This window comes from Vibrio sinus (assembly GCF_023634645.1).
Classification (GTDB): Bacteria; Pseudomonadota; Gammaproteobacteria; order Enterobacterales; family Vibrionaceae; genus Vibrio; species Vibrio sinus.
Genome location: NZ_JAMKMR010000001.1, coordinates 476,215 through 502,488, shown reverse-complemented (window position 1 = coordinate 502,488; position 26,274 = coordinate 476,215). Strand labels below are relative to the sequence as shown.

Below are 26,274 nucleotides of genomic sequence, written 5' to 3'. Positions count from 1 at the left end.
ATGTAATTAATAATTAATCTCATTAGCGATTGGGTTATTGGCAACTTTCACTCGATGCCTAAAAGAGGTTCAAGGAAGAATAAAATGGATACTCACAAGTTATGGATGGTGTTGGGCATGTCCTTCACTGCGACCTTTAGCAGCACAGCCAGTGCAGAGGTAACCAAGCAACAAGTTGTTGAACATTATGCCGATCTCGCTCATGCGGTATATTCTGATGCATTGATTACGGCAAAGCGATTGCAAGGCTCAATTGATACGTTTCTCGCCTCACCTTCAAAATCTGGTTTGGAGAAGGTTAAAAATGAATGGCGCGCATCACGTGTACCTTATCAGCAGTCGGAGGTCTTTCGCTTTGGAAACCCTGTTGTCGATGAATGGGAAGGGCAGCTGAATGCGTGGCCACTGGATGAAGGGCTGATTGACTATGTGTCGTCTGACTATCAGTACGAGCTAGGCAATGAAGGTGCTACTGCGAACATAGTAGCCAACGAAAAAATAAAAGTGGGTAACAATAGCATCGATGCCAGTGAACTCAACGCTGAGTTGTTAGTGAAGCTTAACGAACTTGGCGGCTCTGAAGCTAATGTCGCATCAGGGTATCATGCGATTGAATTTTTGTTATGGGGACAAGATCTGAATGGTACCCAGAGTGGGGCAGGGAATCGACCTTACACAGACTTTATTGTTGGTAAAGGTTGTACTAATGGTCATTGTGATCGCCGTAGCCAATACTTAAAAGCAGCAGCAGATTTATTGGTCAACGATCTCACCTGGATGGAAGGGCAGTGGTCTGCGAATAGTAAAAATAATTATAGGCAAACCCTACTGAATGAGTCTGCGGAAAAAGGCTTGCGTCGAATTCTATTTGGTATGGGGTCACTGTCACTCGGTGAGCTGGCTGGTGAACGGATGAAAGTCGCACTTGAAGCCAATTCAACTGAAGACGAGCATGATTGCTTTTCCGACAATACCCACTATTCACACTATTACAATGAGAAAGGTATCTACAATGTTTATACCGGAACTTATCTACGAGTCGATGGCTCAACGTTGCGTGGTGCAAGTATTGCAAGCCTAGTGGCACAAACAAATCAGCAAGCGGAGCGACAAATCAAAACAGACTTTGATAATGCGTTAAGCGAAGTTCACAAGCTTGTTGATTCTGCAGAAAAAGACAACCAACACTTTGATCAGCTCATTGCCGCAAACAACAAGCGAGGTCATAAGATAGTTAATGGCGCAATTGTGGCCTTAGTCAATCAGACCGCTTCGATTGAAAGGGCGGCGAGCATTATTGGCATTACCGACTTAAACCCTGATACCGCAGACCATGATTTCTGACACCAATTACGCTTAATTGAGGGCTCGTTTGAGCCCTTTGTTGTTTGCCCTAACTTATAGAAATACGAGATACACTTGAAGTTTTATTCACTAATTATTCTGGCCATTTTCGCTTCTAGTCAAACTTTTGCTTTTGATGCGCGCTCCGGTGGCGCAACAAGTGTCAAAAAAGAAGGACCGAATGCCTTTTCTTTGCCTGCATCTAACCTACCACTGAGCAAAAAACTCGACTTTAGTGTTGGAAATAGCTTTTTTCGTAACCCTTGGGTACAAGCCCCTGCTTCTACCGACGCCAGAGATGGTTTAGGTCCTTTATTCAATACTAACGGCTGTCAGAATTGTCATATAAAAGATGGACGAGGTCACCCTCCTGAGAAAGGTGATCCCCATGCAGTATCTATGCTTGTCCGTCTCAGTATTCCTGCATCGACAGATGTGCAAAAACAAACCTTAAAACGTGAGGGTGTAGTGCCTGAGCCAACTTACGGTGGCCAGCTGCAAGATTTTGCTTTGCCAAACCAACTGTCTGAAGGGCGAGTCCATATTACTTATAGTGACAAATCGATCTTGTTTGCCGATGGGACTCAGGTGACGTTAAGACAACCAAAGGTCGAAATTGTCGATTTGCAATATGGCCCTATGCACCCTGGAACACAATTCTCTGCTCGAGTTGCGCCGCCGATGATTGGTTTAGGGCTATTGGAGAGTATTCCTGAAGCAACTCTTTTAAAATGGGCGGAAGAGCAAAACTCAGGAGCTGACGGTGTATCAGGGAAAGTTAACTGGGTATGGGATGTACAAAAAGAGAAGTTTGCGGTCGGCCGTTTTGGATGGAAAGCGGGTCAGCCTACACTAATGCAGCAAAATGCAGCAGCATTTAATGGTGATATTGGTCTAACAAGTGCGCTTTTCCCTAATGAAAACTGCACAGACAAACAAGAGATTTGCGCGAAGCTTCCTAGCGGTGGAGAACCAGAAGTCAGCAATAATATTTTACGTTTCGTCGAATTCTATTCTCAACATCTAGCCGTGCCCGTCCGTCGCAATGCAGACAACGAACAAGTGCAGCAAGGACAATCGATATTTGTTCAATCTGGCTGCGCAGCCTGCCACAAGACGGACGTTAAAACGGGCTTTCGAGAGGGGCTTCCTGCACTTTCAAACCAAACTATTCACCCGTATACAGATTTGCTTTTGCACGATATGGGAGAAGGCTTAGCGGACCATCGCCCTGAGTACCTTGCTAATGGTCGAGAATGGCGCACTCCACCATTATGGGGGATTGGCTATACCGAAGAAGTGAACGGGCATACCTATTTTCTCCATGATGGGAGAGCGAGAAACTTAATGGAGGCCATATTATGGCATGGCGGCGAAGCCGAAAACTCGAAAAACAACGTGTTGCAACTTGACCATGAGCAACGTGACGCCTTGATCGCTTTTTTGAATTCTCTGTAGGAGGCTCGCAGATGAAACTGACATTGAAGTTTATATTGTATCCGCTCAGCTTGGCTTTGGTTGGTTGTCAGTCAACCCAACTATCAACAAGCACTGACTCTACAGTCGCCAATAGTAATCAATCGGTATACGGTGTCGAGTGCGCTGCGGCAGAGCATTTTGCACACCAAGCAAAAACCTTAACGTTAGCGTTTCAGAGGTATTGTTCTCAACCGAAAAATAATAACTCAGACGCTAGCGTAAAATCTGTGTGGTATAAAACGATGCAAGCCTGGATGGCTTTACAGGGTCAAGAAGTGGGGCCAGAAAAGGCGCTACAACAAAGCTGGAACATACAGTTTTGGCCAGATAAAAAGAATACCACAGGGCGAAAAATGCTCAGATTATTGCAGCAGAACAAATCTTGGACAGCAACAGAGATCTCACAGCAAAGCGTTGCTGTGCAAGGCTTAGGCTCGCTTGAGTGGCTACTCTATGATTCATCATCGACGTTGGGCCAAGATAACAATAGTTGTGATCTTGCTGTTGCAATAAGTAAAAACCTAGAGCGTAACGCCTTAGCGGTTAGTAAAGCATGGGAGAAAGACAACCCTTGGAGAGAGCTGACTGATTCAGTATGGCTCGCAACGTATACCTCTTTATTATCGCATCAGCTTGACTACACCATGAAAAAGTTATCGCTGACAATGGCAAAAATAGGATATCCAAAGCCTTACTTTGCAGAATCTTGGCGTTCGAAAACTTCTATACAGAATATCAAGTTCAATGTTCTCGCGCTGCAAAGACTGTATGTCGCAGATGGCCATGGCATGGATAGGATTCTGCGAAGTCGAGGTGATGAGCAGCTTGCAAACAGCATTCAAGCTCAGTTTGAATCTATTCTCGCGAGTTGGCCAAATCAGCATACGTTGTTTGAGATGCTTCAGACTCATAAAGGTTACCAGTCGCTTCTATTGCAGTTTAATAAGCTATATCAATTAAGGTATTTGATCCAAGATCAAGTGCCAGTCAAATTGGGCGTCACTATTGGATTTAATTCCACTGATGGCGATTGACCATACGCGCCGAGCAGTACTTAGAGCCGCGCTGCTGACTTTGTCGCCCACGCTATTAGGTTGCCAGTCACGAATGTTGTCGGCGGGGCTAGACCAAGATCAACCTGCTTTAATTGGAACAGCAAAAGCGGGTACTTCTAACGAGTATCTTGCTGTTGTCATCGATAAGGCTGGCACACCGATCTTGCGCATGCCTCTGCCAGAACGTGGCCATGGGATAGCCATCGAGCCAAACTCTCAACAAGCTGTGGTATTTTCTCGCCGTCCTGGCACGTATTTCACTGTATTTAATTATACTTCGGGTGAAAATGTTCACGTTGAAAAGTCATCACCTCGGCGCTTCTACTATGGACATGGGGCGTTTTCTAACTGCGGACGTTGGTTGTACGCCAGTGAGGGAGAAATTGGCACTTGCAGAGGAATTGTCGGCGTTTATGACGCCGATAGAGCATTCAACAAAGTTGATGAGCTAACGGGGTTTGGTGTTGGACCACATGAATTATCGGTAATGGAAGATGGCCGAATAGTCGTTGCAGTTGGAGGCATTGTCACTAAAGGGCGACAAAAACAGAACTTGGATACCATGCAGCCTAGCCTCATCTATTTGAACCCGCAAGGTCGGATACTGGAGCAAGCAACACTGACGCACCATCAGTTAAGTATTCGTCACCTATCGGTTTGCTCGAAGACTGATATGGTGTTTTTTGGTCAGCAAAGCAATGCGCAGCAGTTACAGTCTCGCCCTTTACTCGCCGGTCATAAAATGACAGAGCAAAGTTTTGAGTTTTATGCAGAGCCTGAAGAGTGGGATAGATTTAACGGCTACATAGGTAGCGTCGCGTGTAACGAGGAGTATGTCGTCGCTACTTCTCCACGCGGGAATTGCTACGGCATATGGTCAATTAAAACCCGCAATCTTGTTGAACTCGCCCCATTGATGGATGTATCCGGAGTTGCTGTAAGAGAAGACATGATTTGTTTAAGTTCTGGCTCAGGTCAAATTGTCTTTGCACAAGAGGAGTCGCTAAGACGGCGAGTGAACACAGGGATTATTTGGGATAATCATTGGACGAGTGTGGAAGTATAGAACCCTTCTGAGTATGTGCCTAAGTTGCATTAGACAAAATGCGAATAATAAGTAGCGTAACCTAATCACTTGTTATATTTAAGATATTTAAACCAGAAACAGAGTATGCTAGAGTCTAGCGCTTTCTCATGGTAGATAAACCTGGCCTTGGAAATAATTGTTTTTGCGAGCAACTATTGCGTTGTTTGCCGCTATTTCCTAGTTAAATTGTCGATTCATTAATAGGTATGAAAATGTCTTTGATTACACAAGGAAAATTGCAGATAATGGAGTCTCTTGGCTATGTCGTTAAAGTTATCGTTAAAGAGCACCGGCCGGGTTATATCGTAGAGATCCAGACAAAAGACACTTCAATATTGACCCTTTCGAAATCAAATAACGAAGTTATGCTTTTTGACAGTGCTGATTCAGCGTTAGATACCTTGCGAGACGTGGGGATTATCAACGCCAATGTTGAGCTATACGAACATAGAAATTGACTTGTCATGTTTGGATGTTTGAGAGCAGTGACTGTAGAACAGATAAATTTTATTGATACTCACAATAAAGGTCGTACTAGATGAAGAAAATATCTATTGAGGTGTTCAGAAAAAACAAGGGCTTGGTTGATCTTTTCTCCTTGTTTTACAACCCATTAGAGTCGCTTCAAAATGAAGACTGCGATTGGTTTCTGGATACGATTCAACAATGTGGCCCAGTTAGCGATAAAACCTGTTCTAATGGCAATAATATGCTGCACTACGCCTTGATGATCAATAACCCTTACGCGAAGTTGATCGCGCAGCAACGTCCATCACTTAAAAGTCAAAAAAACCTTCAGGGACAGTTGCCTGTTCACTTCGCTGCATTTCATCGTTCAATAGATCTCGCATATTATATGCCAGAGAAAAACACTTCTATGTTTGACGAGAGGGGCTTTAGCCCGCTGCATATCTCGGCTGAGAAAGGTCATATTCATCACTGGGAGTGTTTAAAAAGCTTATCTGATAGTGGCAATATGTTCGATGCGTTGCCGCTACATTGGGTAATGAAAAATCATGAGAAAAATTCGGCCCATCGCCTTGATAAGCTGATGATGGCTAAGACTATGCTCAATGAGAATCGACAAAGGCACAATATGAGTGTGGCCAACGCAATTGGTATGAGTCCACGAGATTGGATGGAAAGTACTTGTAGCGACCAAGAGATAGACTACTTATTGAAGTAAGCTTACCCGCCATTGAGATCACTCAGTTTGTTGAGGCAGGCTTGGTAAGCTTCGTCATAATCGGAGAAAATGTTAACGATGCTCTGATTGACGAAACCATGCTCGACAGAGTAATGCTGTATTTTACTCGCTAGTACAAGTGCGAAAATGACACAGTTATGGCGAGTTAACCAATCGACAGTTTGGTTGTGTGATTCCCAATCGTCTAAGCCAGAAGTCCCCCACTCGCGGCAATCGTTCAACACACCCCAAGGTGTGCTATCAGCTTCTGAAGAAGATAAAACTAACTCCTTTGCTTCCAAAAGCCATATTTTAGCCGCTTCAGCATTGGTCGCCCCGGTGACTTTGGTCTTTAGAATTCTATCTTCAAAACTCATCGTCCAAGAACCATGGACATTTCTTCCCACCATTTCCCTGATCCATCCCACATATATTTATTGAATCAGTATAGCTAACGGCCAAAAATAATGGTTGTGCATTCAAATCACGGGTATGCAGGTGGAGTGTTTTTACCATAAATGGGTGTATATTAATGTTTACAAAATGAAATTAATGTAAAGTCGAACTTAATATTGCCTTTTGTTGAAATTAATGATTGCACTGTTGCGTGTAAACCGATAAGTTACTCCCATTAGAGAGAAGAGATACCGATTGACACCGTGAAATCGGGCGCAGTGATGAAATAGGAAAATGAAGCAATGTTCCAAACCGATGATGTAAGAATTAATCAAGTAAAAGAGCTACTACCGCCGGTAGCTGTATTGGAAAAATATCCGGCGACGGAAACTGCGTCTTCAACGACATTTCAGTCTCGTCAAGCGATTCATAATATTCTGAATGATAAAGATGATCGTCTTTTAGTGATTGTAGGCCCTTGTTCAATTCATGATCCAGAAGCGGCGATTGAGTATGGTAAGCGATTAAAAGTGCTGAGAGATGAACTCGGCGATAAGCTTGAAATTGTAATGCGAGTCTACTTCGAAAAGCCACGAACTACGGTAGGTTGGAAAGGGCTAATTAATGACCCTTACATGAATGACACGTTTAAACTCAACGATGGTCTACGTATTGGTCGTAAATTGCTGCTCGATTTGACCGATATGGGACTTCCGACAGCGAGTGAGTTCCTCGATATGATCACGCCTCAATACGTGGCCGATTTAATTAGCTGGGGAGCCATTGGTGCACGTACCACTGAATCTCAGGTTCATCGTGAACTCGCTTCAGGCTTGTCTTGCCCTGTGGGTTTCAAAAACGGCACGGATGGTAATATCAAGATCGCCTCAGATGCAATCCGCTCGGCAAGCGCGTCACATCACTTCTTGTCAGTAACTAAGTACGGCCACTCTGCCATTGTTGAAACCGCTGGAAACCCAGATTGCCATATCATATTGCGTGGTGGCAAAGAGCCAAATTATAGCTCTGAGCACGTGCGTGAAATCAAGGATAAATTGGCGGCGTCTGATTTACCACAAAAGTTGATGATCGATTTTAGTCATGCCAACAGTTCTAAACAGTTCAAGCGACAAATGATTGTCTCTGAAGATGTTTCAGCGCAAATAGCGCGAGGCGATAGAGCCATATTTGGTGTGATGATTGAATCTCACTTAGTAGAAGGTCGTCAGGACTTGGTGAATGGCAAAGCGGAAGTGTACGGTCAATCTATCACTGATGGATGCATCGGTTGGCGAGATACGGAAAAAGTACTGCGCGAGTTGGCTGATGCCGTTGAAGCAAGACGAAATATTTAACTGCTTTATACCCAAATTACTTCGAGATGCGAGTTTCAGCGAGATAGATAAGGCTTCACTGCTAGGCAGGGATGTGAGGCATAGTCATTCTACGGCGAGCATCCCTAACAACGCAGTGAAGCCTTATCTACTCGCCCTTTGGGAGCGGTGTGAGTGGCCCACTTTCGCGTCAAAGGCCTTTGAAATGGATGGCCATTCCGGCAGACCTTTTCCTTAAGTTGGGCCACTCACATCGCTCTGAATCCTGCATCTTGAAGTAACTTGGGTATAACAATTTTACATTGTAAATTGCTAATTATTTCAGGCCCCGTTTTGGGGCCTGAATTGTTTTGTCCTTCCACCCTTAAGTAGAGTTTAGAATCACTATACGTTCAACAGCCTTTGTTCTATTTCGTAAATATTTCTAAGTTGCTGCAACACGTCATGTTTATCTAGCTGATGACCTGGCATAGGAGAAGAATGAAGAAAGGCGTCGTGACTTAATTTGTTGTAAATATTGAGATATTCAGAGGCCTTGTTCACATCCACCGTTTTCAACTGATTTAAGTCGTGCTCGATTTGCCAGTGCCAGTAGCTATTGAACGTTCTGTCTTGGCCAAAAAGATAGCTGTGTATACGACTATCTTTAATCGCCTTTATATATTGCTGCAGCGAAAACTGTGATTGTGCTACTAGCACTTCTTTCTCACGCTGCAAATTTTTTGGCCATATCCACCTTACAATGAGATAGGTAATGACCAGACCAAAAAATATGCCCACAACCCGTGACACTGAAGCGTCGAGATGTGAATCAGAGCCGATGCCAACAACAAAGCATATAACACCTTGCAGAGCGATGTAATTGTGTTTTGCTGCAAAAAAAGTCACTTCTAACGCAAAGCTAACCGCCAGTATGACAATAAAATAAATGATGGGGTTTCCACTTATGATGGCCAAAGCAGGCACCGCTAACAAAAATCCGACCGCTGCGCCCTGCAGCCTTTGTTTACCTTTATGCATTGCGTTTGACTCATAAAACATCAACACAAGTAAAGAGGTAATGGCAAGTTGTACATTGGGTTGGTAACCAAGGAATAACCAAAATAGAGGTAATGACACAACAATTAGTGTCCATCTTAGGGCGTTAAAATATTCAAAGCGAGTGACTTGTTTGGTCCATTGGCGTTGATATGGTTTGCTAGGTTCAATGGCCTTGGCGATATTTTGAATGAAGCCTAACGACTGATGCCAAAACTGCTCTACATATTCATCTTGAGTGAGTAGATGTTTAACGACATATTGTGAGATACGTGTTATACGTCGCTCGCTAAGCTCAGAGCTGTGATTAAATACCGTATCGACAAACTTAACGACTAAGTCTCTTTCTTTGTTGTTTGTTTGCTCACGTGTAGTAGTGTCTGTTTGCGGTTTATTTTCCTTTAAACCCGAGATCAAATGATTGATACTATACAAGTAGTGCTCGATTTGGCGACACAAGCGGATCTTTTCTATATATCGAGCGTTTTTTCTTTCCATCTGAGCAGAAGCTATTTTCGCTTCCAGCTTTTTAGTGCTGGCAAGGATATTACTGACTTCGAATAGGAGCTGACTTTGATGGGTATAATTTTTTGTCTTCAAATCAGAATATAGTTTCCAAACAAACTCGCCAAATTGGTTTTGATACTCTTCCCACAGTTCGTCGAGCTCTTTCGAAGCGCGATAGCTAAAACTTAGCCAGTGAGTGGCTAAGCCAATCACAGAGCCTATGATGATTTCGTACATACGCGCAATATGAAGTTGTACTATCGTATCGTTCGGTAGCCCCATAGGTGTGCTAAACAGCAAAAAAGTGATCGCGCCGTAGAGCCAGAAATAACTGTGTCTTAGATCTAGCTTGGAATTGGTAAAGGCGAGTGTCGCTACCAGAATTAAAGTGAGCAGATAGACGGCTCCATAAGATGGAAAAAAGAATGAAATGATGCCCCAAAGTACACAGCCACACACTGTGCCAGCAATACGTTGCTTGGCTTTACTGGCTACATGACCGACTTCGTTAAACGAAGCAACGACGGCCGCACTAATGCCTGCCCAGTATACTTCGTTTAGATGAAGAAGTTGTGTAACGGTCATGCTTAATGCAACGGCTAGTGCGATCCTTGCAGCATGTTGATATCGAATATTGTTGAGTTTTATCATGATTTACACGCTCTAAGCTGGGAACACAAATACCTTAGCGCTGAGTCCTTTTATCAATCCGGGAATATGTTCATCGAGCTGAAGTTTTACTGGTACTCGATACTCATAGCGTATCAGGCTGGTCGCTGGCGCAACATAGGGCAGGCCACCTCTTGTTTCATTTTGTGAGCGTGCGACACCACGGTCAATGCTGACGACATGGGCTTTGTATAAGTGGCCAGGTTTGCTCGTTAGATAAACCCAGGCGGTTTGCCCTGGTTGAATCTTTATCAAGTTACTTTCTTTGATATCTGCTGTGATCCACCAGTTATCCTTTACGATGCTGAATAAGTTGTCCGCTTGTTGAACATAATCACCAGGCTGTAGGTCAAGATTACTCACATACCCAGAAACACTGGCCCGAATGGTCGTATTGTTCAGCTGCCATTGATCTTTGGCGACTGTCGCTTGCAGTTTCTGCACATTTTTTTGATCTAGCAGAAGTTGTTGCTTAGTTTTGCTGAGTGCGACTTTATCGCTGGCGACTTGCAAACGAGCGATTTTCGTTTTGGTTTGTTCGGCATCTACTGACTGTTTCGCAATTAAGTGTTTGGCTTCTAACGCAACATCTCGCATGAGATCTTTTTGGTCTAAGTTCAGTTGAAACTTATCTTGTGTGAGCTTGATATTTGCAGAGTGAATATTCGAGTTGTCGATATCTATCGTGCTGTTAGTAGCAGCTAACGCGGATTGTGCTTGTTTCAGAGCGAGTGAGTAGTTGGTGGCATCGAGTTGGACTAATGGCTGTCCAACAGTCACTTTTTGGTGATTCTTAACCAAGACTTTAACTATTTTGCCGTCAAGTTGGCTTGGAACATTAACCCAGTCTGAGTTGACATACGCATCATTGTTGTAAACAAAGAAGTATCCAGACGTGTAGTAGGCTGCATAAAGTACAACACACGCGAGGATGGTATATAGCCAGTGATGCTTTGACATGGTTCGCTCTCAGGTCTCTATTTGCTTTCAATGAGGGAGAGATTAATGCTTGGTGATCCATGTCACAACACGATGAACGCAAAGCACTTTTGCAGGGGCTGCAAAGGTAGGTGAAATGTATTACTTTACAGTAAGTTATGTACTTATCGGAACGTGGTAAATTACAGGCTACTTGAGTTAGTGATTTAGCAATGGCGCAATGTTTGTTTAGTCGAAGTTACGCTTGAGAAAAACATTTAAGCAACTTACTCTCTGGTGAGATTAACTAAAGGAGAAACTCATGGTTGCAAAAGCGCTGGTCGCACCGCAAGGGCCAGAATTATCAGAGTTAGTACAGGGTTATTGGCGGTTAGCCGAATGGAACATGTCGCCACAACAGCGTCTTAGCTTCTTAAAGCGACATATTGAACTTGGTATCAGCACTGTCGATCATGCTGATATCTATGGGAATTATGAATGTGAGAATTTGTTTGGGGAAGCGCTAGCTATAGATAAAGCGGTTCGCGATGAAATTCAAATTGTCACTAAATGCGATATCAAACTGTGTGGTGACAAAACGCCAGATAGAAAAATCAATCACTATGACACGAGCGCAAAACATATTTATCAATCCGTTGATAACTCTCTAGAAAGGCTGAGAGTTGACGAAATAGATGTACTACTCATTCACCGCCCCGATGCATTGATGAATGCGGATGAAGTCGCAGAAGCGTTCAATGAGTTACGTAAAGTAGGCAAGGTAAAGCATTTTGGCGTGTCTAACTTTTCCCCATATCAATTCGATTTATTGCAATCCAGATTAAATAAGCCTTTGGTGACCAACCAAGTCGAGATAAACCCACTCAATTTTAATGTGATTCACGATGGTACTTTGGATCAACTTCAATTGCTGCGTACCAGACCGATGGCATGGTCTTGTCTTGCTGGTGGTGCTTTATTTGATGGTGTCGGTGACCAAGCGAAAAGAGTACGAACTGAGCTACAGGCGATTGGCGAGGAAGTTGGTGCTTCATCTATTGACCAAGTGATTTACGCTTGGGTGAACCGATTACCAAGTCGTCCTTTACCCATTCTAGGCTCTGGTAAAATAGAGCGTGTAAAAACAGCGGTTAAAGCTTTAGATATTGAATTAAGCCGCGAACAATGGTTTAGAATCTGGGTCGCTTCAAAAGGGCACGGTGTGCCATAGACTCAAATTACTCGTTTAAATCACATAACGATATAAAAGCCCTATGAGCGTAAAATTATGGGGCTTTTTAGTTTGAACTTTTTGCTGGATTTAAGGTATTAATCAGAAAGTTGTTATGTACGTACATGAAGTACGCTAAAGGGAAACACTAAGGTTTTGGTGTTGGAAAGGAGGCTAAAGAATGGAATCGTCACTGTCATGGCAAGCTAGGTTTGAGCAGCTAAGAAGTAACAAAATCTTCGAGCTATTTGTTGTCGGTGTCATTATTTTTTCTGCATTGGTGATAGGGGCGAAGACTTATTCGTTACCTGATTTTGTGCTACGTCTCATCCACGTTCTCGATTGGATGATCACGTTGATTTTTTTGTTTGAGATCCTCATTCGCTTCGCAGCAGAAAAAGACAAAAAGCGTTTTTTCCATAATGGTTGGAACGTGTTTGACACGCTTATTGTGATAGTGAGTTTAATCCCCATTTCAGATAGTGAGCTCGCCCTGGTTGGTCGCTTGGTTCGGATTTTCAGAGTGCTTAGGATGGTCTCCATTATTCCTGAGCTGAGAATGCTACTGAACTCATTGATCAAAGCATTGCCCCAATTAGGCTATGTGATGCTGCTGATGTTTATTATCTTCTATATTTACGCCGCTGTGGGAAGCACATTCTTTAGTGAAATAAATCCTAATTTGTGGGGTGATATATCGATTAGCCTTCTCACTTTATTCCGGGTGATGACATTTGAAGATTGGACGGATGTGATGTATGAGACGATGACAGTGTATAAACTTAGCTGGCTCTACTATTTATCTTTTATATTTTTTACCGCGTTTGCATTTTTAAATATGGTGATTGGTATTGTTGTGAATGTGCTAGAACAAGAACATGCCAGTGCGAAGCAAGAACAAGCTAAGATAGACAACGAACCTACACTTTCCGATCTCAAACAAGAGTTGGCTGAGATCAAGGCAATACTTCACGCGAATAATAAAGGGCAGCGTTAGTCGGTAAAGATGAGTAATGATATTGCGTGTAGCAAGGCTTGAGTTAGAGATAATGGCAGGCGTATACTCGGAGCACGCAAAACTGAACACTTTAGTAATGTTGTACTTATGTCCGAAAAGTATATGTTGAAGGCTTTGGAAGTCTCACGAAAGGCACTGCCTGAATGCAAACCGAACCCTCCCGTTGGCTGTGTATTGGTCAAAAATGGCAAAGTCGTCTCACAAGGCCACACGCAAGAAGTCGGCGGCAATCATGCGGAAGTTGAAGCGCTGAAGGCTTACAAAGGCACCATGGAAGGCGTCACGGCTTATGTCACGTTGGAACCTTGCTCCTTCGTTGGACGGACCCCAGCATGTGCGAAAACCTTGGTTCAATCGGGGATTAAAAATGTCGTGGTGTCTATGCTGGATCCCGATCCTAGAAATAGCGGTAAAGGTATTGAGATTTTACAGCAAGCGGGCATCCAGGTAGAGGTTGGCAGTTGCTCGAACAAGGTGAGCCCATTTTTAACCCCGTATTTAGGTAAATCGTGAGCGGTTTATTTCCTTTAATTCACTAAGTGTACCTAAAGTATCATATTACACGGTGATGCTGTTAATTATGAGACTTAATGTTAGGTTTTGAATGTTTGGCGGCTCTATAATAAGCCCACTTATCGAAGTGAAGGAAATAACAATGAGCACCGAAAAATTTACTTTAATCAGTGAAGATATCAAAGAAGGTCACCCAATGGCGAAAACATTCGAGTTTTCAGGTTGGGGAGCCAGTGGCGACAACTTATCACCTCAGTTGTCATGGCATAATGTGCCCCAAGGCACGAAAAGTTTTGCTATTACTGCATTTGACCCTGATGCGCCAACGGGCAGTGGTTTTTGGCATTGGATTGCATTCAATATTCCAGCCCAGACGACAGAACTTCCTCGTGGTGTAGACATGCAAGAACTCGGTGCAATCGAGCTTCGCAACGATTACGGTGAGATTGGTTTTGGTGGCGCTTGTCCTCCTGAAGGTCATGGGATGCATCGTTATCAATTTACGGTGTGGGCGTTACCAGAAAGTGCATTAGAACTTGAAGGCGCAACGTCAGCTGTTGTTGGATTCAATTTAAATAGTATTGCAATAGCCAAATCTACTTTGACGGCAACCTATACTCGTTAGGATGTTTAGTTCAATAGACAAGAGCCTTTATCAAGTTACTCGCTTCCGAGCAGAGCAGCTCCAGAAGCTGCGAAACGTAAAGGCTCATTCTCCCAGTATAATTCAGGTACTGTCGGGCAGTAAAAAACTGTATTGGCACGATAATTCGATGATCATATCCAATACATCACTTCTACTTTGTGGTGCTGCAACTTCTCTTAACTTCGAAAATCAACCACATAACGGCTACTTTTCGTCGAAAGTGTTTAGCTTCTTTTGCCAACCAACGGAAGCTCTGCTCAGTTTAAGTCAAAGCATTCTCACCAAAAATACCGTGCCAATTATCAAAAGTGATAAAGCACTATTGAATATGTTGAATGCGCTCAGTGAGCTAGGCAAGTCAGATCTTAGCGGTGAAACACAAACTTTTTTGTTGATGGCTTTATATCAGCACCTCGCAGAAAAAGGCGTGCTTCATTACCTATTTGCCAGTAACCAATTAACGCTGAGCCAAAAAGTCAGTCACTATCTTTCTTTCTCTCCAGCAAAACCTCATACACTGACTTCTATTGCAGCGACCTTTGCTATGAGCCGCGCCACTTTCATTCGCCATTTGAACAAAGAAGACATTCAGTTTAGAGAATTGTTGACTGATGTGAGGCTTAATCATGCGTTAAACCTTATGCAAAAAGAGAAAATGCCAGTATCGATACTGGCACAGCTCTGTGGCTACCAATCAGAAAGCAGGTTCAGCCAGAGGTTTAAAGCAAAGTTTGGCGTTACGCCAAGGGAGTATATGAATACTCTAAAAGATTAAACCTACTATAGTGCCCCTTGATAAAGCACATTCATGACTTTTTGTCCTTGTTCATACTTTCGACAGACAGTGACGACACCCGCATCGTAGGAATACACAAACTTCCCATATTTGGACAGCATTTCAGATGAGAGACTAGAGAGATTGCTGACATTAGTTCGAATAGTGTTGTACGATTTTATGATTCGTTCAGGTGGGTTACGGGGTAGGGCGTGGGGGTTATCCATTCTTTCCAACATAGCCATATACTTTTTTTGCCCGTCTTCATTTCGCGTCATAAATTCTTGTAGCTGCTGGTAATCTCTTGCCACGCGTTTTGTTTGTTCGGCCGATTGTATTTCTGCATCTTCTATCGCTGCGCGAACGGCGGCTTCTGACTGAACCAAAGATCGACCAGTTTGGCTATCGAAGCTCACTGACCCGGTTCGGGCAGTCATGGTCACGTTAAATTTGGTACAGATCTGTGAATAGAATTTGTAGGCAAAACTGCTTTTTATATCGTACTCGTCAATGTCACCGTCATGGTTCACTTTATAGTTCTGAGATCTAGCGCCAAAGCAGACGATAAGAGACAACTTATAGTGTTTGGTTGGCATCAAGAAACTGGATAGAAGTTTAGTAAACTCTCGATAAGACCCCACGACCCCAGTGCCACAACCCCAACCAAGGCCAGCAAAACCCTCTTCGGTGTTATCAAAATTTCCATGTATACCCAGCATAATTTTATCCGCTGTGCTGCAAAGCATCGTAATAGCCGAGCGCTCTCGGAGTATTGGGTTGTTTGCTATTTCAGGTCGGCTGATCAGATTTATCGGGGTCTCAGGTACACCAGACTTGGGGTCGGAATCGCCTTTGAGTAGGCCAAATAGATTAATCTGATAAACTTTGTTGGCCCCAGCGAAAAATTCATAGACACATGAATATTTGGGGTATTTATTCTCCAATGCTTTAACGCTGGTTTTGGCGAGTCCATGCTCATGCATGTCTGCGAGATTAAAAAATACGATTGTTTTAGCCATGTCGATCCCTAACTGGTTAATTTCATTTGACTTTGTGTATTTTTGGATGTTCTATGCAAACGGTAATTCCCTCTACCGCTTAATGTCTTAGCTTAGATGATATAAATATGGTTGCATAAAAATAAATTATATTGACCTTACCTAAAGGTCAAGGTTTACGATGTATAGGATTATGTGACAGAGGGTATAACCATGTTCGAAGACACTTCACAAGATAGAGCACGCTTAATGTTGCTTTGGGCGATTGGGCTTTCGTTGTTTGGCGAGTTTGTTCTTTGGGTCGTCTATGGCTTAGTGCTTTATCCTGGATATCCAATCACAACGCTAATTTGGGCTGCGACATGTGGTTTGGCAATGGGGTCAACGATGGGCGCGTTAAGTTATCTACTACTTTCAAAATTGAAGCTTGGCCGTGTGGCGTTTTTCAGTGGATTCGCGATATCTGCCTTTGTGCTCAGCGTTTGCAATGTTGTCTGTTTCGTATTCGCAAAACAATTTGCCCTATGGGGAGCACTAGCGTCTCCCATAAATTTCCTTGGCGGTGGGTTTGTTGGTGTCCTCATTGGTTCCGTGTTCTACTCATGGCTTCTGTTTAGTCGCTCAGGCAACAACTTTAGACACCGCTTGTTCGGGTTATTCGTTTAGAAGGAGCCTAGCTACAATTTTATCTGTCGAGTGATTCCCGTTTCTTCAGCGAAATCTTTGTCGTGGCTAACAAGAATGAAACCGCCTCGATATTTTTTCAGGGCGTTTGCCAAGGTTAATTTTGAGTCGAGGTCGAGATGGTTATCAGGCTCATCCAGTAATAACAAAGGCAAGGTGGCCTGTTGGCTAGCTATGAGCATCGCTAACTTCATCTTCTCTCCTCCACTGAGCGTATTACCTAACTGAAATACGCGCTCACGAGTAAACCCGATACCTGAAAGCAAGGTTCTAGCATTCATCTCTGCCGCCTTATCACATTGTAGAATCACATTTTCGAGAATACTGAGCTTTGGACGTATTGCCGTAAAATGTTGATCTAAAAAATACAATGGAGTATTAACTAGTAGTGTTCCTTGTTTTAGGCATGCTTTCCCGGTAATTACTTGTAGCAAGGTTGATTTACCTGAGCCATTGTTGCCTGTTAGGTGCAGTTTCTCATTTGAATGGCATTGAAACGTGATAGGTTTTGCATTGCCAAAAGGTAGCACGCCTTCGCATACAGAGATGACTTTGCGAGAGCGAATTGAATGGTTGGAAAAACATAAATACTGTTTAGCGATATGCTCTTTTCTAGCATTTAGCGCGAGCTCGGTGTGTTGTAGGGTGGTTTGACGTGATTTTTCACTTTTATTGCGACTAGAAACGCGTGAAGTGGCTTTGTCTTTCTTACTATTAAGCAGTAGCTTGGATTGGCTCCCTTCTTTGTTTAGTTTGCGGCCTTTAGCCGCTCTTTTATCTGCCTTTTCTCGATTACGCTGCGCTTGTAGGTTTAGCCATTTAGCTTGTTTATTGACTTGGTTAAGCTGACGTTCAACCGACTCTGATTCAGTACGTTTTTGCTCGGTATAAGTATCGTAATTACCGCCATAAACTCGCAAACCTAGGCTAGATAACTCCCAAATCTCTTCCATTTGGTATAACAGTTCACGGTCATGGCTGATGAGTAGAACAGATCTTGGGAAGCTTTGCATTGATTCAATCAGCCATTGCTTACCTGACGCATCAAGGTGATTGGAAGGTTCATCAAGAATAACAAGTTCCACTTCGTTTTGAAATATTTGGTAAAGGCGCAGTCGTGCCAGCTGACCGCCACTTAGTTGAGAGCAGGGCATGTAAGGATCAGATGGTAGCCCCAAGTTCGTGAGCTGATTTCTAAGGCGCTCCGGCAAATCCCACTCATTACCAACAATGTCAAACCAGTGTTGTGAACAATGACCAGACTCGATCATTTGTATTGCTTTAAGGACATGATGTTTACCTAAGAATCGCGCGACAGAAAGTTCGCTGGACATCAATTCTGACGGCTGTTGATGGTATACCGCGTGAGAGTCTGGAAGAGTAATAGCACCTGTGGATGGCTTTTTTTCTCCAGATATAACAGAAGCCAATATCGACTTTCCTGCGCCGTTACGTCCAACTAAAGCGACACGCTGTTTTACCATTGTGAATGACAAATTGTGAAATAGAGTCTCTCCATCTTCAAACTGATAGCTAATATTAGTTGCGTGTAGAACTGGCATTCTTGCCTCCTTAAGGTAGGGGCAACAGCCGTAGCTAATATACAGAGATGTATTCTACGCTAAGACCTCAAATATTGATGGTGTGGAAAACCATGCCTGCGTAGAAATGCTGGAAAGTGAGCTACGCCTACTAACCCTGTGTATCCAAAAAAATAATGATAAAAAATGGACGAACAGGTTTAGTTGTTCATGACGGCGTAGACTCCTTGGGAACTGGTTGCTTGATACTAGCGAGTTTTAATATCTCGAGTCAACAATGTTGTCTTTATTCTGAATGGGCTACTTCAGAATAAAGACAAGTCTGCACAAAGCTTTTAAATATTCAGTTTGCTTGTAGAAGTTGAATCAAAGTTGGTTCACTTCACTTTCATAACTTTCCGTCAGCCTTAACACTCTTCGAGTGGCGGAAAACTTATCTCCAAATCTATTGATGCCGTCAGAGCGCATACTGGCGGCCATCTCGCTGAGGTAGTGGTTTAAATTTTCTTCACTATCGACTAAGTAAGCGGCGGTGACTTTTTTCACGCCGATTTCGCTTTCTGTGTTGTGGAAAATATCGGCTTTTATAAAGCCCTCAAACTTTAGCATCTCCTTAATGTGGGGGGTTAGCCAAGCCATATAGTCATCATAAATGGAATCGGAAATATCGAGGTTTACTTCATACAAAATCATCAGTCTTTCCCTGTTGCAATTAAGTTAACATATTGTTGTTCTTATCGGTTTTTATATCAAGAGCTTACCGGGATTTAATCAGTTAGCCATGTACAAAAACCTATACGTTAACGTCGCTACTCAGAGGATAACTTCGGAGGACTGTATTTGAGCAGCAGATCACTAATGACACCTTTTTCTTCCAGCGTTTTAAACGCCGTTCTAAAACTCTCTACTAACTTGGAATCCGTATCTTTATGGAAAGCAAAATAGCTGTCTTGATTTGGGCCTGATGAACCAACCACGTATATGGATTCAAATTCAGTAGCGTCGTAACCTAGCGCTCTGATGTGATAAAAGGTTTGAAAGTGTTTGTAGTATATGGCTGATATTCTGCCAGCAACCAGCATTTTGACTAAAGCACTGCCCGAGTTTAGTCGATGCAATTTTGCCTCACTTCCTCCGTTTTCTAGAAAAATCTCTTCGCTAATATCCTTGTTAATCACGCCGATAGACTGCTTACCAAATCCTGTATTAACCTCTGTCATCGAAGAGATGGCTAATTGGCTATCTTTTTTTACAGTGAAGACCAATCGATTATTGGCATTCACTGGGCCAACCCACTGAAAGCCGAGTTTTTCACGACTTTTGGATTTAGCGATAGAAAACAGTGCCGTCCCGGGTCGGTGTTCCAGGTAGTAGATACCTCTTGCCCATGGCAATACTTGGATTACGTCTCTGGTTTTATTTACTCCGAGCTCAGCCCAAATCGCTTCTAACAAGTCTATATAAAAGCCTTTGAGCTCACCATTTTCGGTATAACTCCATGGTGGAAACTCTTCAGTTATCCAGGTGATGTCATCCCAAGATTGGGTTTGAGACTGAGCAGGTAACACACTGAATATGAGTGAGAAGGCTAGAAGGAATCGGAGCATGGGCCCTATATTAAATTTGTGACAACATAGTATCAGTGTAGTTGGCTATTGCAGATATTGGGAGAAAGGCTGATTTAACATAGCTTCTAACAGACATGTTAGTTTAATTTAATAAACCATTTTGTGTTTTATAGGCATACTATTGTCAAAGCGTATATAAAGCCATGTATTGAAATGACTATTTTTCAAGTGCTTTATAGAGATTCTATATTTATTCACTTGAGGTGGTTTAGGTTTGTTTTTTGGCTTGAATAAATAATTTATTTAAAGAGCCAGATATTTCGTAGTTGATAAATGATTATTTGCTTTTTGCAAGTATGATGAGGTCAGTATGATGGAATTAAAACAACAATCAAAGTTTTCTTTCAGATGTAATGATAAAGAGTACCATGGTTATAGTATTACTAAAGCAGCAAACGCATTAGACATAGATATATCGAGATTACCTTTCTCAATCAGAATATTAGCCGAAAACGTGCTACGAAATTTGGATGCTTCGTTTACAACAATTGATGATTTAAAAACAGTGTTAGGCTGGGTAGAACATCAACACCACCATAAAGAAATTCCGTTTATGCCAACGAGAATTGTGATGCATGATTTGGCTGGTGTGGTTGCGTTGGTGGATTTCTCGGCAATCAGAAGCGAGGCGATTAAGCGAGATTTTGAGCCAAGAAAAGTCAATCCTTTGGTTCGAACGGATGTGGTCGTTGACCATTCTGTGCAAGTGAATCACGTCAGAACGAATCAGTCGCTGAGTCAAAATGTTGAACGTGAAATCCAGATGAATCAGGAACGATACAGTTTACTCAAGTGGGGAGCGCAAGAGTTTAATAACTTTCATTTAATCCCCCCAGGTAAAGGAATTATCCATCAAATCAACTTGGAATATTTGGCCAAAGGTATCTGCTTTTCTACAGACGGTGATAAAACAATAGTTTGCCCAGATTCGCTAATCGGAACAGATTCACATACCACTATGATTAATGGCGCTGGTGTGTTCGGCTGGGGCGTCGGTGGTATTGAAGGCGAGTCCGTCATGTTAGGTCAACCTTACGTCATCCGGCTGCCGAAGGTGATCGGGGTTAATCTCACTGGAAGCATCACCGATACAGTGACGACAACCGATGTCGCGTTATACATTACCAACCGGCTGCGACAACATGGCGTGGTGAATTGCTATGTTGAATTTTTTGGCGAGGGAATTGAGCAGCTATCGGTTTATGATAGGACGACCATCGCCAATATGGCACCAGAGTATGGCGCGACAATGGGTTACTTCCCAATCGATGAAAAAACCATGGAATATTATCATCAAACCAACCGTGGGGAGTATGCGGAACTAACGGCAGCGTACATGGCTCAGCAGTGTTTATTTAGAGATGGCTCTACGATCACTCCCCAGTATTCAGATGTGGTGAAGATTAACCTTTGTGATATCGAATCTATTCTATCAGGCCCCAAAAGACCTCAAGATAAAGTGAGGCTGAAAGATCTAAAACGAAACTTTACCGATGCATTAACAGCGCCCGCTGTCAGACAAGGTTACGGTATAGAGAAAGCACACAGACAGGATCAGGTTGAAGGGTTAAACCATGGTGACATAGTGATTGCTGCGATTACTTCGTGCACTAACACCTCGAATCCTGATTTATTAATTGGTGCGGGCATTCTGGCAAAAAAATTGGTTGAGAGAGGGCTAAGGGTCAATCAAAACATTAAGACGTCATTCACGCCAGGCTCTAGAGTGGTCCACGATTATTTATCGAATGCAGGACTACTACCTTACCTTGAGCGGCTAGGCTTTAATATTGTCGCATATGGGTGCGCAACTTGTGCTGGAAACTCTGGTGATTTAAACCATGAGATAGAGCATCAGATTAAATCTCAAGATCTCATTGTGACCGCTGTTACCTCGGCAAATAGAAACTTTGAGGGTAGGGTTCACCCTCTGGTGAAGTCTCATTACATTATGTCTCCATTGCTTGTTGTCGCACTGTCCGTCTTCGGCAAGATCCAATTTGATAAAGAAACCGACTCATTGGGTAACGACAAACATGATCAGCCTGTGTACCTAGAGGAAGTTTGGCCAACGCGAGACGAAATAGCGCAGATCAAGTCTGAACATCTACATTCATCATTATTTGAAAAGGCTTACCAAGATATATTTTCTGGTTTTAAAGAGTGGGATAGTTTACCCGTGAAACATGGCCAAGTTTACTCTTTTTCTAAGCAGTCTACTTACCTCAAATCCCCAGATTACTTTGATACTGAAGTTAGCAGTGATGTAAGCCAAATACATAATGCCAGGGTATTGTTAAAGCTTGGCGACAGTATTACGACCGACCATATATCTCCTGTTGGGGCTATTGATGAGCACTCGGCAGCCGGACAATATTTACTCTCTAACCATGTTTCGAAAAAAGAGTTCAATACTTATGGTGCTCGACGAGGCAACCATGAAGTGATGGTAAGAGGGACATTTGCCAACCTGCGCTTGAAAAATCTATTGGTGCCGGGAAAAGAAGGGGGATACAGCGTTTATCACCCTACGAACGAAATTGATACGGTCCATTCGACAGCGCAGCGATATGCCAAAGATAACACGCCTTTGATAGTGATAGCGGGCAAGGAATATGGGACGGGGTCGTGCAGAGACTGGGCAGCAAAAGGCACGGCATTATTGGGGATTCAAGCGATCATTGCAGAAAGTTTTGAGCGAATTCACCGTAGTAACTTGGTGGCGATGGGCGTCTACCCTCTTTCATTCATCAATGGCGATTCCGCCCAAAGTTTAGGTATTGTGGGCGATGAACATTTCTCTTTTACAGCGATAGAAGGCAATGAACGGCTCATCCGGGTAACTGCTAAAAGTGCTATACATGATATCCAGTTTACAGCCCAGCTATGCGTTGAAACGAAATTGGAATCTCAATATCTATCCAATGGTGGATTGATACAAACGGCTTTTAAAAATATATACAAATAAGAGATATTACTATGAACAAATTATTTGAATTATTTTCTCAAGATAAACTATTTGTGGCTCCAGGTGTATACAATGGGCTATCGGCAAAATTGGCGGAGCGAGCAGGCTTTGAAATAATCTATGCTTCTGGTGGCGCGATTTCTAGAAGTACAGGGCTGCCTGATTTGGGAATATTAAGCTACACGCAGATAGCGGATATATTATATCAAGTCGCTGAATCGGTATCTGTTCCGGTCATTGGGGATTTCGATAACGGTTACGGGAACCAAGTCAACGTGTCATTTGCGGCGAAACGTTTTAAGGCCACAGGCGTTTCGGGCGTTCATATGGAAGATCAACAATTGCCTAAGCGCTGTGGGCATTATGATGGTCAACAAATCGTGAGTGTCAGTGAATTTTCCGACAAAATAAAAGCATTTAAAGACAGCGTTGGGGATGACTTGTACCTGATTGCAAGGACCGATGCGATTGCGGTGAATGGCATTGAAGATGCCGTTGAGCGAGCCCATCAATATATGGAAGCTGGAGCGGATATGATTTTTGTTGAAGCGCCGAGAACTGAAGAGCAAATTAAATATATTGGTCAGCAGCTACACTACCCTAAATTACTGAATATGTTTTATAGCGGCAAAACGCCTGTTGTCGCGTTAGATAAATTGAAAGAGTGGGGTTACAACTTAGTCGTCGATCCAAGTGACTTACAGCGTGCTTCGATCAAAGCGATGCAAGATACATTGGCGGAGATCCGAGTGCATGGACACTCGAAAGGCATAAAAGACCGGTTAGTCAGCTTTGCGGAAAGAGAAGAGATTATTGGCACAAAGAAGGTGCTGAACGCCTGAACCTGACGTTTGCTCAGGCGTATGCTTAGCTACATGTGAGCCGTCACTGCTGATGAATGCCTCCATGGGTGAGTTTCTCAGGTGACAGCAGCTCGACGAGTTCATCTCGGCTTAAATCGGTATGTTCAGCGGCAACGTCGACAATAGGTCTACCTTGTTGGTAGGCCAGTTTGGCAATTTCCGCCGCTTTCATATAGCCGATAATGGGGTTAAGGGCAGTAACCAGTATCGGGTTACGTGCTAACGCCTCGTTAAGCTTATCTTCTCTTACCGTGAATCCAGCAATGGCGTTATCGGCAAGTAAGGTACAAACATTGCTCAGCAGCTCGATGCTTTCAAGCAGGTTTTTAGCAATCACTGGCAGCATGACATTGAGTTCAAAGTTGCCAGATTGTCCTGCTACCGTAATGGTCGCATCATTTCCTATCACCTGAGCGGCCACCATAGCGGCAGCCTCTGGTATTACAGGGTTGACCTTACCGGGCATGATCGACGATCCTGGTTGCAGCGCAGGTAACTCAATTTCACCAAGTCCAGCTAATGGCCCTGAGTTCATCCAGCGTAAGTCATTCGCGATTTTCAGCAGCGATACCGCAGAGGTTTTTAGCAGGCCTGACAAACCGACTGCGGTATCCATTGTGCCGATATGCGTGAAGAAGTTTTCTGCGGCGGCAAATGGTATGCCCGTTTTTTTGCTCAGTGCGCTATTAAACGCAGTGGCAAACTTGGCATGCGCATTAATACCCGTACCGACAGCGGTCCCACCTTGGGCTAACTTTTGAATAGTAGGCTGGTATTCGGTTAGCTGTTTAATGTTGAGCTTTATCTGATCTGCCCATGCATCAAGAGATTGGCTCAGTCGGATTGGCATGGCATCCATGAGATGGGTGCGCCCGGTTTTCACATAACCATCTAGCGTTGATGCTTTTTTACGTATTGTTTTCTCTAGATGCGCAAGCGCCGGAAGCAGTTTTTCTTCGAGCTCTATGGCCGCGCTGATATGAATGGCGGATGGAATGGTATCGTTGCTACTTTGGCCGCAGTTGATGTGGTCGTTGGCACCAACATTCTGTCCATAGTGCTTTGTTGCTAGGGTAGCTAACACCTCATTGGCATTCATGTTAGAACTGGTGCCTGAGCCGGTTTGATACACGTCAACGGGAAAGTGATCCATGAAGTTAGGCTCATTAAGTAGGTCATTCACTGATGTACAAATCGCCTCTGCCATTGAGGTTGGTATGATATCCAATTGCGCATTGGCTTGCGCCGCGGCATATTTCGCTAGCAGCAACGCTTTAATGAAAGACGAGGGCATACTTTGTCCACTGATTGGGAAATTGTTGATTGCCCGCTGGGTTTGGGCAGCATACAGTGCATCAGCTGGCACTTCTAACTCGCCCATACTGTCTTTTTCTATCCGAACATTATTCATGGTATTCCTCGTAGGGTTAACTCGTTTACATGCGTAGGCTGTGCTCGACATATCGACTTGTCACTGCCAGCTCTTTCATTAAGTCTCTGATTCTTTCACACGATGCCTTAGAGTTACTGAGTTTTTGCAAGCAACTCAGGGGGCGATAAATGTTGTCAAGGCAGGTGCAGCGCCATTGACGAGAAACCAGCTCATCAACGATCGCTTCTAGTAATAAGTAAAACTGTGCCTCATAAGACTGGCGTAGGATGTGAGTGGACAAGTGGTGATCTAGCTCGTTTTGTTCAGCGTGAAGCCAAAGAGAAACCAGTGTCGGGTTATCTGGCTCTTGGCCGAAGCGAATCTTATCTCGAATGAGTTTAAGGCAAGGAGTCGGTGTGTCCATTGTTCTCGCTCTACGAATGATTAAACCAATGATGCATTACCATGCCACCTATAACTTATAAATGCAAATGAGATTTATTATTATTTATGTAGGGAGACTTCCATTACCGTAACGTTTTCACCACGATACCGTTCCTCACTGTGGACCTTCCAACCTAAGCTAGCGTAAAACTTAGCTTGCGAAGGGGTAAACAGATACAGCTTTTCAATACCAGCGGCTTTGGCTTCACTCATAATATGTTTGACCAAACGGCCGCCATATCCTTGTTGGCGAAAACTATCTGCGACAAAAACGCTGGCTAACCATGGTGATAGCTCTGGATGGCTGTCCATATCACACTCGACAATGGCCGCAGAGCCGACCAACTCTTCATCGACTTTGCCGATAAATGTGCTTGGAAGTAATTCAGGCCCAAGATAAAGGCGCATTTTTTCCTTCCGCTCTTCGAGCGTTTGACCTGGGTTTAAATGTGTCCATTCTTGGTGGTGCCAAACTGCTAATTGATTCAGGTGTGTTGGCTCATCCATTAAATTTTTAACTTTCATATGGTTACTTCCTTTTCTATGACCAGAGCGAATTAGACTATCAGATTAGCTATTC

General features: G+C 43.4%; 25 protein-coding genes. 15 read left to right on the top strand and 10 right to left on the bottom strand.

Annotated elements, in window-relative coordinates; translation table 11 throughout:
* Positions 1-105 precede the first annotated feature (105 nt).
* The 6 genes from M9194_RS02175 (at position 106) to M9194_RS02150 (ending at position 6,151) form a co-directional block, all read left to right on the top strand.
* On the top strand, positions 106-1,344 hold the full coding sequence (locus M9194_RS02175) for an imelysin family protein (protein ID WP_250610787.1): 1,239 nt from the start codon (positions 106-108) through the stop codon (positions 1,342-1,344).
* A gap of 75 nt (positions 1,345-1,419) precedes the next feature.
* A complete protein-coding gene (locus M9194_RS02170) occupies positions 1,420-2,802 on the top strand; it encodes a di-heme oxidoreductase family protein (protein ID WP_250610696.1) in 1,383 nt (460 codons plus the stop codon).
* An 11-nt stretch (positions 2,803-2,813) separates the two neighbouring features.
* Complete coding sequence (locus M9194_RS02165) at positions 2,814-3,857, top strand: imelysin family protein (protein ID WP_250610695.1); 1,044 nt, start codon at positions 2,814-2,816, stop codon at positions 3,855-3,857.
* Positions 3,829-4,944 (top strand): DUF1513 domain-containing protein, encoded by a 1,116-nt coding sequence (locus M9194_RS02160; protein ID WP_250610694.1) that lies wholly within the window; start codon positions 3,829-3,831, stop codon positions 4,942-4,944. The genes M9194_RS02165 and M9194_RS02160 overlap by 29 nt, the downstream gene beginning before the upstream one ends.
* Positions 4,945-5,177: 233 nt before the next feature.
* The gene (locus M9194_RS02155; protein WP_250610693.1) at positions 5,178-5,423 is read left to right on the top strand and encodes a hypothetical protein; all 246 of its coding nucleotides are present in this window, start codon (positions 5,178-5,180) and stop codon (positions 5,421-5,423) included.
* An 80-nt stretch (positions 5,424-5,503) separates the two neighbouring features.
* Positions 5,504-6,151 carry an ankyrin repeat domain-containing protein gene (locus M9194_RS02150; RefSeq protein ID WP_250610692.1) on the top strand — a complete coding sequence of 216 codons (648 nt, stop codon included), beginning with the start codon at positions 5,504-5,506 and terminating at the stop codon, positions 6,149-6,151.
* Positions 6,152-6,153: 2 nt separating this feature from the next.
* Here M9194_RS02150 and M9194_RS02145 read toward each other — a convergent pair whose 3' ends face one another.
* Positions 6,154-6,561, bottom strand: coding sequence for a hypothetical protein (locus M9194_RS02145; protein ID WP_250610691.1), 408 nt, complete (start codon positions 6,559-6,561; stop codon positions 6,154-6,156).
* Between the two features lie 288 nt (positions 6,562-6,849).
* Between M9194_RS02145 and aroG the strand changes: the two genes are divergently transcribed.
* Complete coding sequence (aroG, locus tag M9194_RS02140) at positions 6,850-7,902, top strand: 3-deoxy-7-phosphoheptulonate synthase AroG (RefSeq protein WP_250610690.1); 1,053 nt, start codon at positions 6,850-6,852, stop codon at positions 7,900-7,902.
* Between the two features lie 363 nt (positions 7,903-8,265).
* Here the strand turns inward: aroG and M9194_RS02135 are convergent, their stop codons facing one another.
* Together M9194_RS02135 and M9194_RS02130 are read right to left on the bottom strand one after the other, a co-directional pair.
* A complete protein-coding gene (locus M9194_RS02135) occupies positions 8,266-10,077 on the bottom strand; it encodes an FUSC family protein (RefSeq protein WP_250610689.1) in 1,812 nt (603 codons plus the stop codon).
* 12 nt (positions 10,078-10,089) lie between these two features.
* Complete coding sequence (locus tag M9194_RS02130; RefSeq protein ID WP_250610688.1) at positions 10,090-11,055, bottom strand: HlyD family secretion protein; 966 nt, start codon at positions 11,053-11,055, stop codon at positions 10,090-10,092.
* Between the two features lie 280 nt (positions 11,056-11,335).
* Between M9194_RS02130 and M9194_RS02125 the strand changes: the two genes are divergently transcribed.
* The 5 genes from M9194_RS02125 (at position 11,336) to M9194_RS02105 (ending at position 15,196) form a co-directional block, all read left to right on the top strand.
* Positions 11,336-12,244 carry an aldo/keto reductase gene (locus M9194_RS02125; RefSeq protein ID WP_250610687.1) on the top strand — a complete coding sequence of 303 codons (909 nt, stop codon included), beginning with the start codon at positions 11,336-11,338 and terminating at the stop codon, positions 12,242-12,244.
* A gap of 181 nt (positions 12,245-12,425) precedes the next feature.
* A complete protein-coding gene (locus tag M9194_RS02120; protein ID WP_250610686.1) occupies positions 12,426-13,241 on the top strand; it encodes an ion transporter in 816 nt (271 codons plus the stop codon).
* A 108-nt stretch (positions 13,242-13,349) separates the two neighbouring features.
* Positions 13,350-13,775 (top strand): bifunctional diaminohydroxyphosphoribosylaminopyrimidine deaminase/5-amino-6-(5-phosphoribosylamino)uracil reductase RibD, encoded by a 426-nt coding sequence (locus M9194_RS02115; RefSeq protein ID WP_250610685.1) that lies wholly within the window; start codon positions 13,350-13,352, stop codon positions 13,773-13,775.
* A 142-nt stretch (positions 13,776-13,917) separates the two neighbouring features.
* Positions 13,918-14,400 (top strand): YbhB/YbcL family Raf kinase inhibitor-like protein, encoded by a 483-nt coding sequence (locus M9194_RS02110; RefSeq protein ID WP_250610684.1) that lies wholly within the window; start codon positions 13,918-13,920, stop codon positions 14,398-14,400.
* A 1-nt stretch (position 14,401) separates the two neighbouring features.
* Positions 14,402-15,196 (top strand): helix-turn-helix transcriptional regulator, encoded by a 795-nt coding sequence (locus M9194_RS02105; RefSeq protein ID WP_250610683.1) that lies wholly within the window; start codon positions 14,402-14,404, stop codon positions 15,194-15,196.
* Between the two features lie 5 nt (positions 15,197-15,201).
* On the opposite strand, the gene M9194_RS02100 is transcribed toward M9194_RS02105, so the two are convergent.
* The gene (locus tag M9194_RS02100; RefSeq protein ID WP_250610682.1) at positions 15,202-16,215 is read right to left on the bottom strand and encodes a hypothetical protein; all 1,014 of its coding nucleotides are present in this window, start codon (positions 16,213-16,215) and stop codon (positions 15,202-15,204) included.
* Positions 16,216-16,407: 192 nt separating this feature from the next.
* On the opposite strand from M9194_RS02100, the gene M9194_RS02095 reads away from it, so the two are divergent.
* Positions 16,408-16,860 (top strand): hypothetical protein, encoded by a 453-nt coding sequence (locus M9194_RS02095; protein ID WP_250610680.1) that lies wholly within the window; start codon positions 16,408-16,410, stop codon positions 16,858-16,860.
* 11 nt (positions 16,861-16,871) lie between these two features.
* On the opposite strand, the gene M9194_RS02090 is transcribed toward M9194_RS02095, so the two are convergent.
* From M9194_RS02090 to M9194_RS02080, 3 genes are all read right to left on the bottom strand, one after another.
* Positions 16,872-18,440 (bottom strand): ATP-binding cassette domain-containing protein, encoded by a 1,569-nt coding sequence (locus M9194_RS02090; protein WP_250610678.1) that lies wholly within the window; start codon positions 18,438-18,440, stop codon positions 16,872-16,874.
* Between the two features lie 345 nt (positions 18,441-18,785).
* Positions 18,786-19,112 (bottom strand): DUF4286 family protein, encoded by a 327-nt coding sequence (locus M9194_RS02085; protein WP_250610676.1) that lies wholly within the window; start codon positions 19,110-19,112, stop codon positions 18,786-18,788.
* Between the two features lie 116 nt (positions 19,113-19,228).
* Positions 19,229-20,026, bottom strand: coding sequence for a substrate-binding periplasmic protein (locus tag M9194_RS02080; protein ID WP_250610674.1), 798 nt, complete (start codon positions 20,024-20,026; stop codon positions 19,229-19,231).
* A 331-nt stretch (positions 20,027-20,357) separates the two neighbouring features.
* Here M9194_RS02080 and acnA point away from each other — a divergent pair, with 331 nt between their 5' ends.
* Together acnA and M9194_RS02070 are read left to right on the top strand one after the other, a co-directional pair.
* The gene (gene acnA / locus M9194_RS02075) at positions 20,358-23,015 is read left to right on the top strand and encodes an aconitate hydratase AcnA (protein ID WP_250610672.1); all 2,658 of its coding nucleotides are present in this window, start codon (positions 20,358-20,360) and stop codon (positions 23,013-23,015) included.
* A gap of 11 nt (positions 23,016-23,026) precedes the next feature.
* Positions 23,027-23,857 carry an isocitrate lyase/PEP mutase family protein gene (locus tag M9194_RS02070; RefSeq protein WP_250610671.1) on the top strand — a complete coding sequence of 277 codons (831 nt, stop codon included), beginning with the start codon at positions 23,027-23,029 and terminating at the stop codon, positions 23,855-23,857.
* A 43-nt stretch (positions 23,858-23,900) separates the two neighbouring features.
* On the opposite strand, the gene M9194_RS02065 is transcribed toward M9194_RS02070, so the two are convergent.
* The 3 genes from M9194_RS02065 to M9194_RS02055 all read right to left on the bottom strand — a co-directional run bounded on the left by M9194_RS02065 (position 23,901) and on the right by M9194_RS02055 (position 26,219).
* Complete coding sequence (locus tag M9194_RS02065) at positions 23,901-25,289, bottom strand: class II fumarate hydratase (protein WP_250610670.1); 1,389 nt, start codon at positions 25,287-25,289, stop codon at positions 23,901-23,903.
* A gap of 25 nt (positions 25,290-25,314) precedes the next feature.
* Positions 25,315-25,674 carry a hypothetical protein gene (locus M9194_RS02060; protein ID WP_250610669.1) on the bottom strand — a complete coding sequence of 120 codons (360 nt, stop codon included), beginning with the start codon at positions 25,672-25,674 and terminating at the stop codon, positions 25,315-25,317.
* Positions 25,675-25,754: 80 nt separating this feature from the next.
* A complete protein-coding gene (locus M9194_RS02055; RefSeq protein ID WP_250610668.1) occupies positions 25,755-26,219 on the bottom strand; it encodes a GNAT family N-acetyltransferase in 465 nt (154 codons plus the stop codon).
* Positions 26,220-26,274 lie beyond the last annotated feature (55 nt).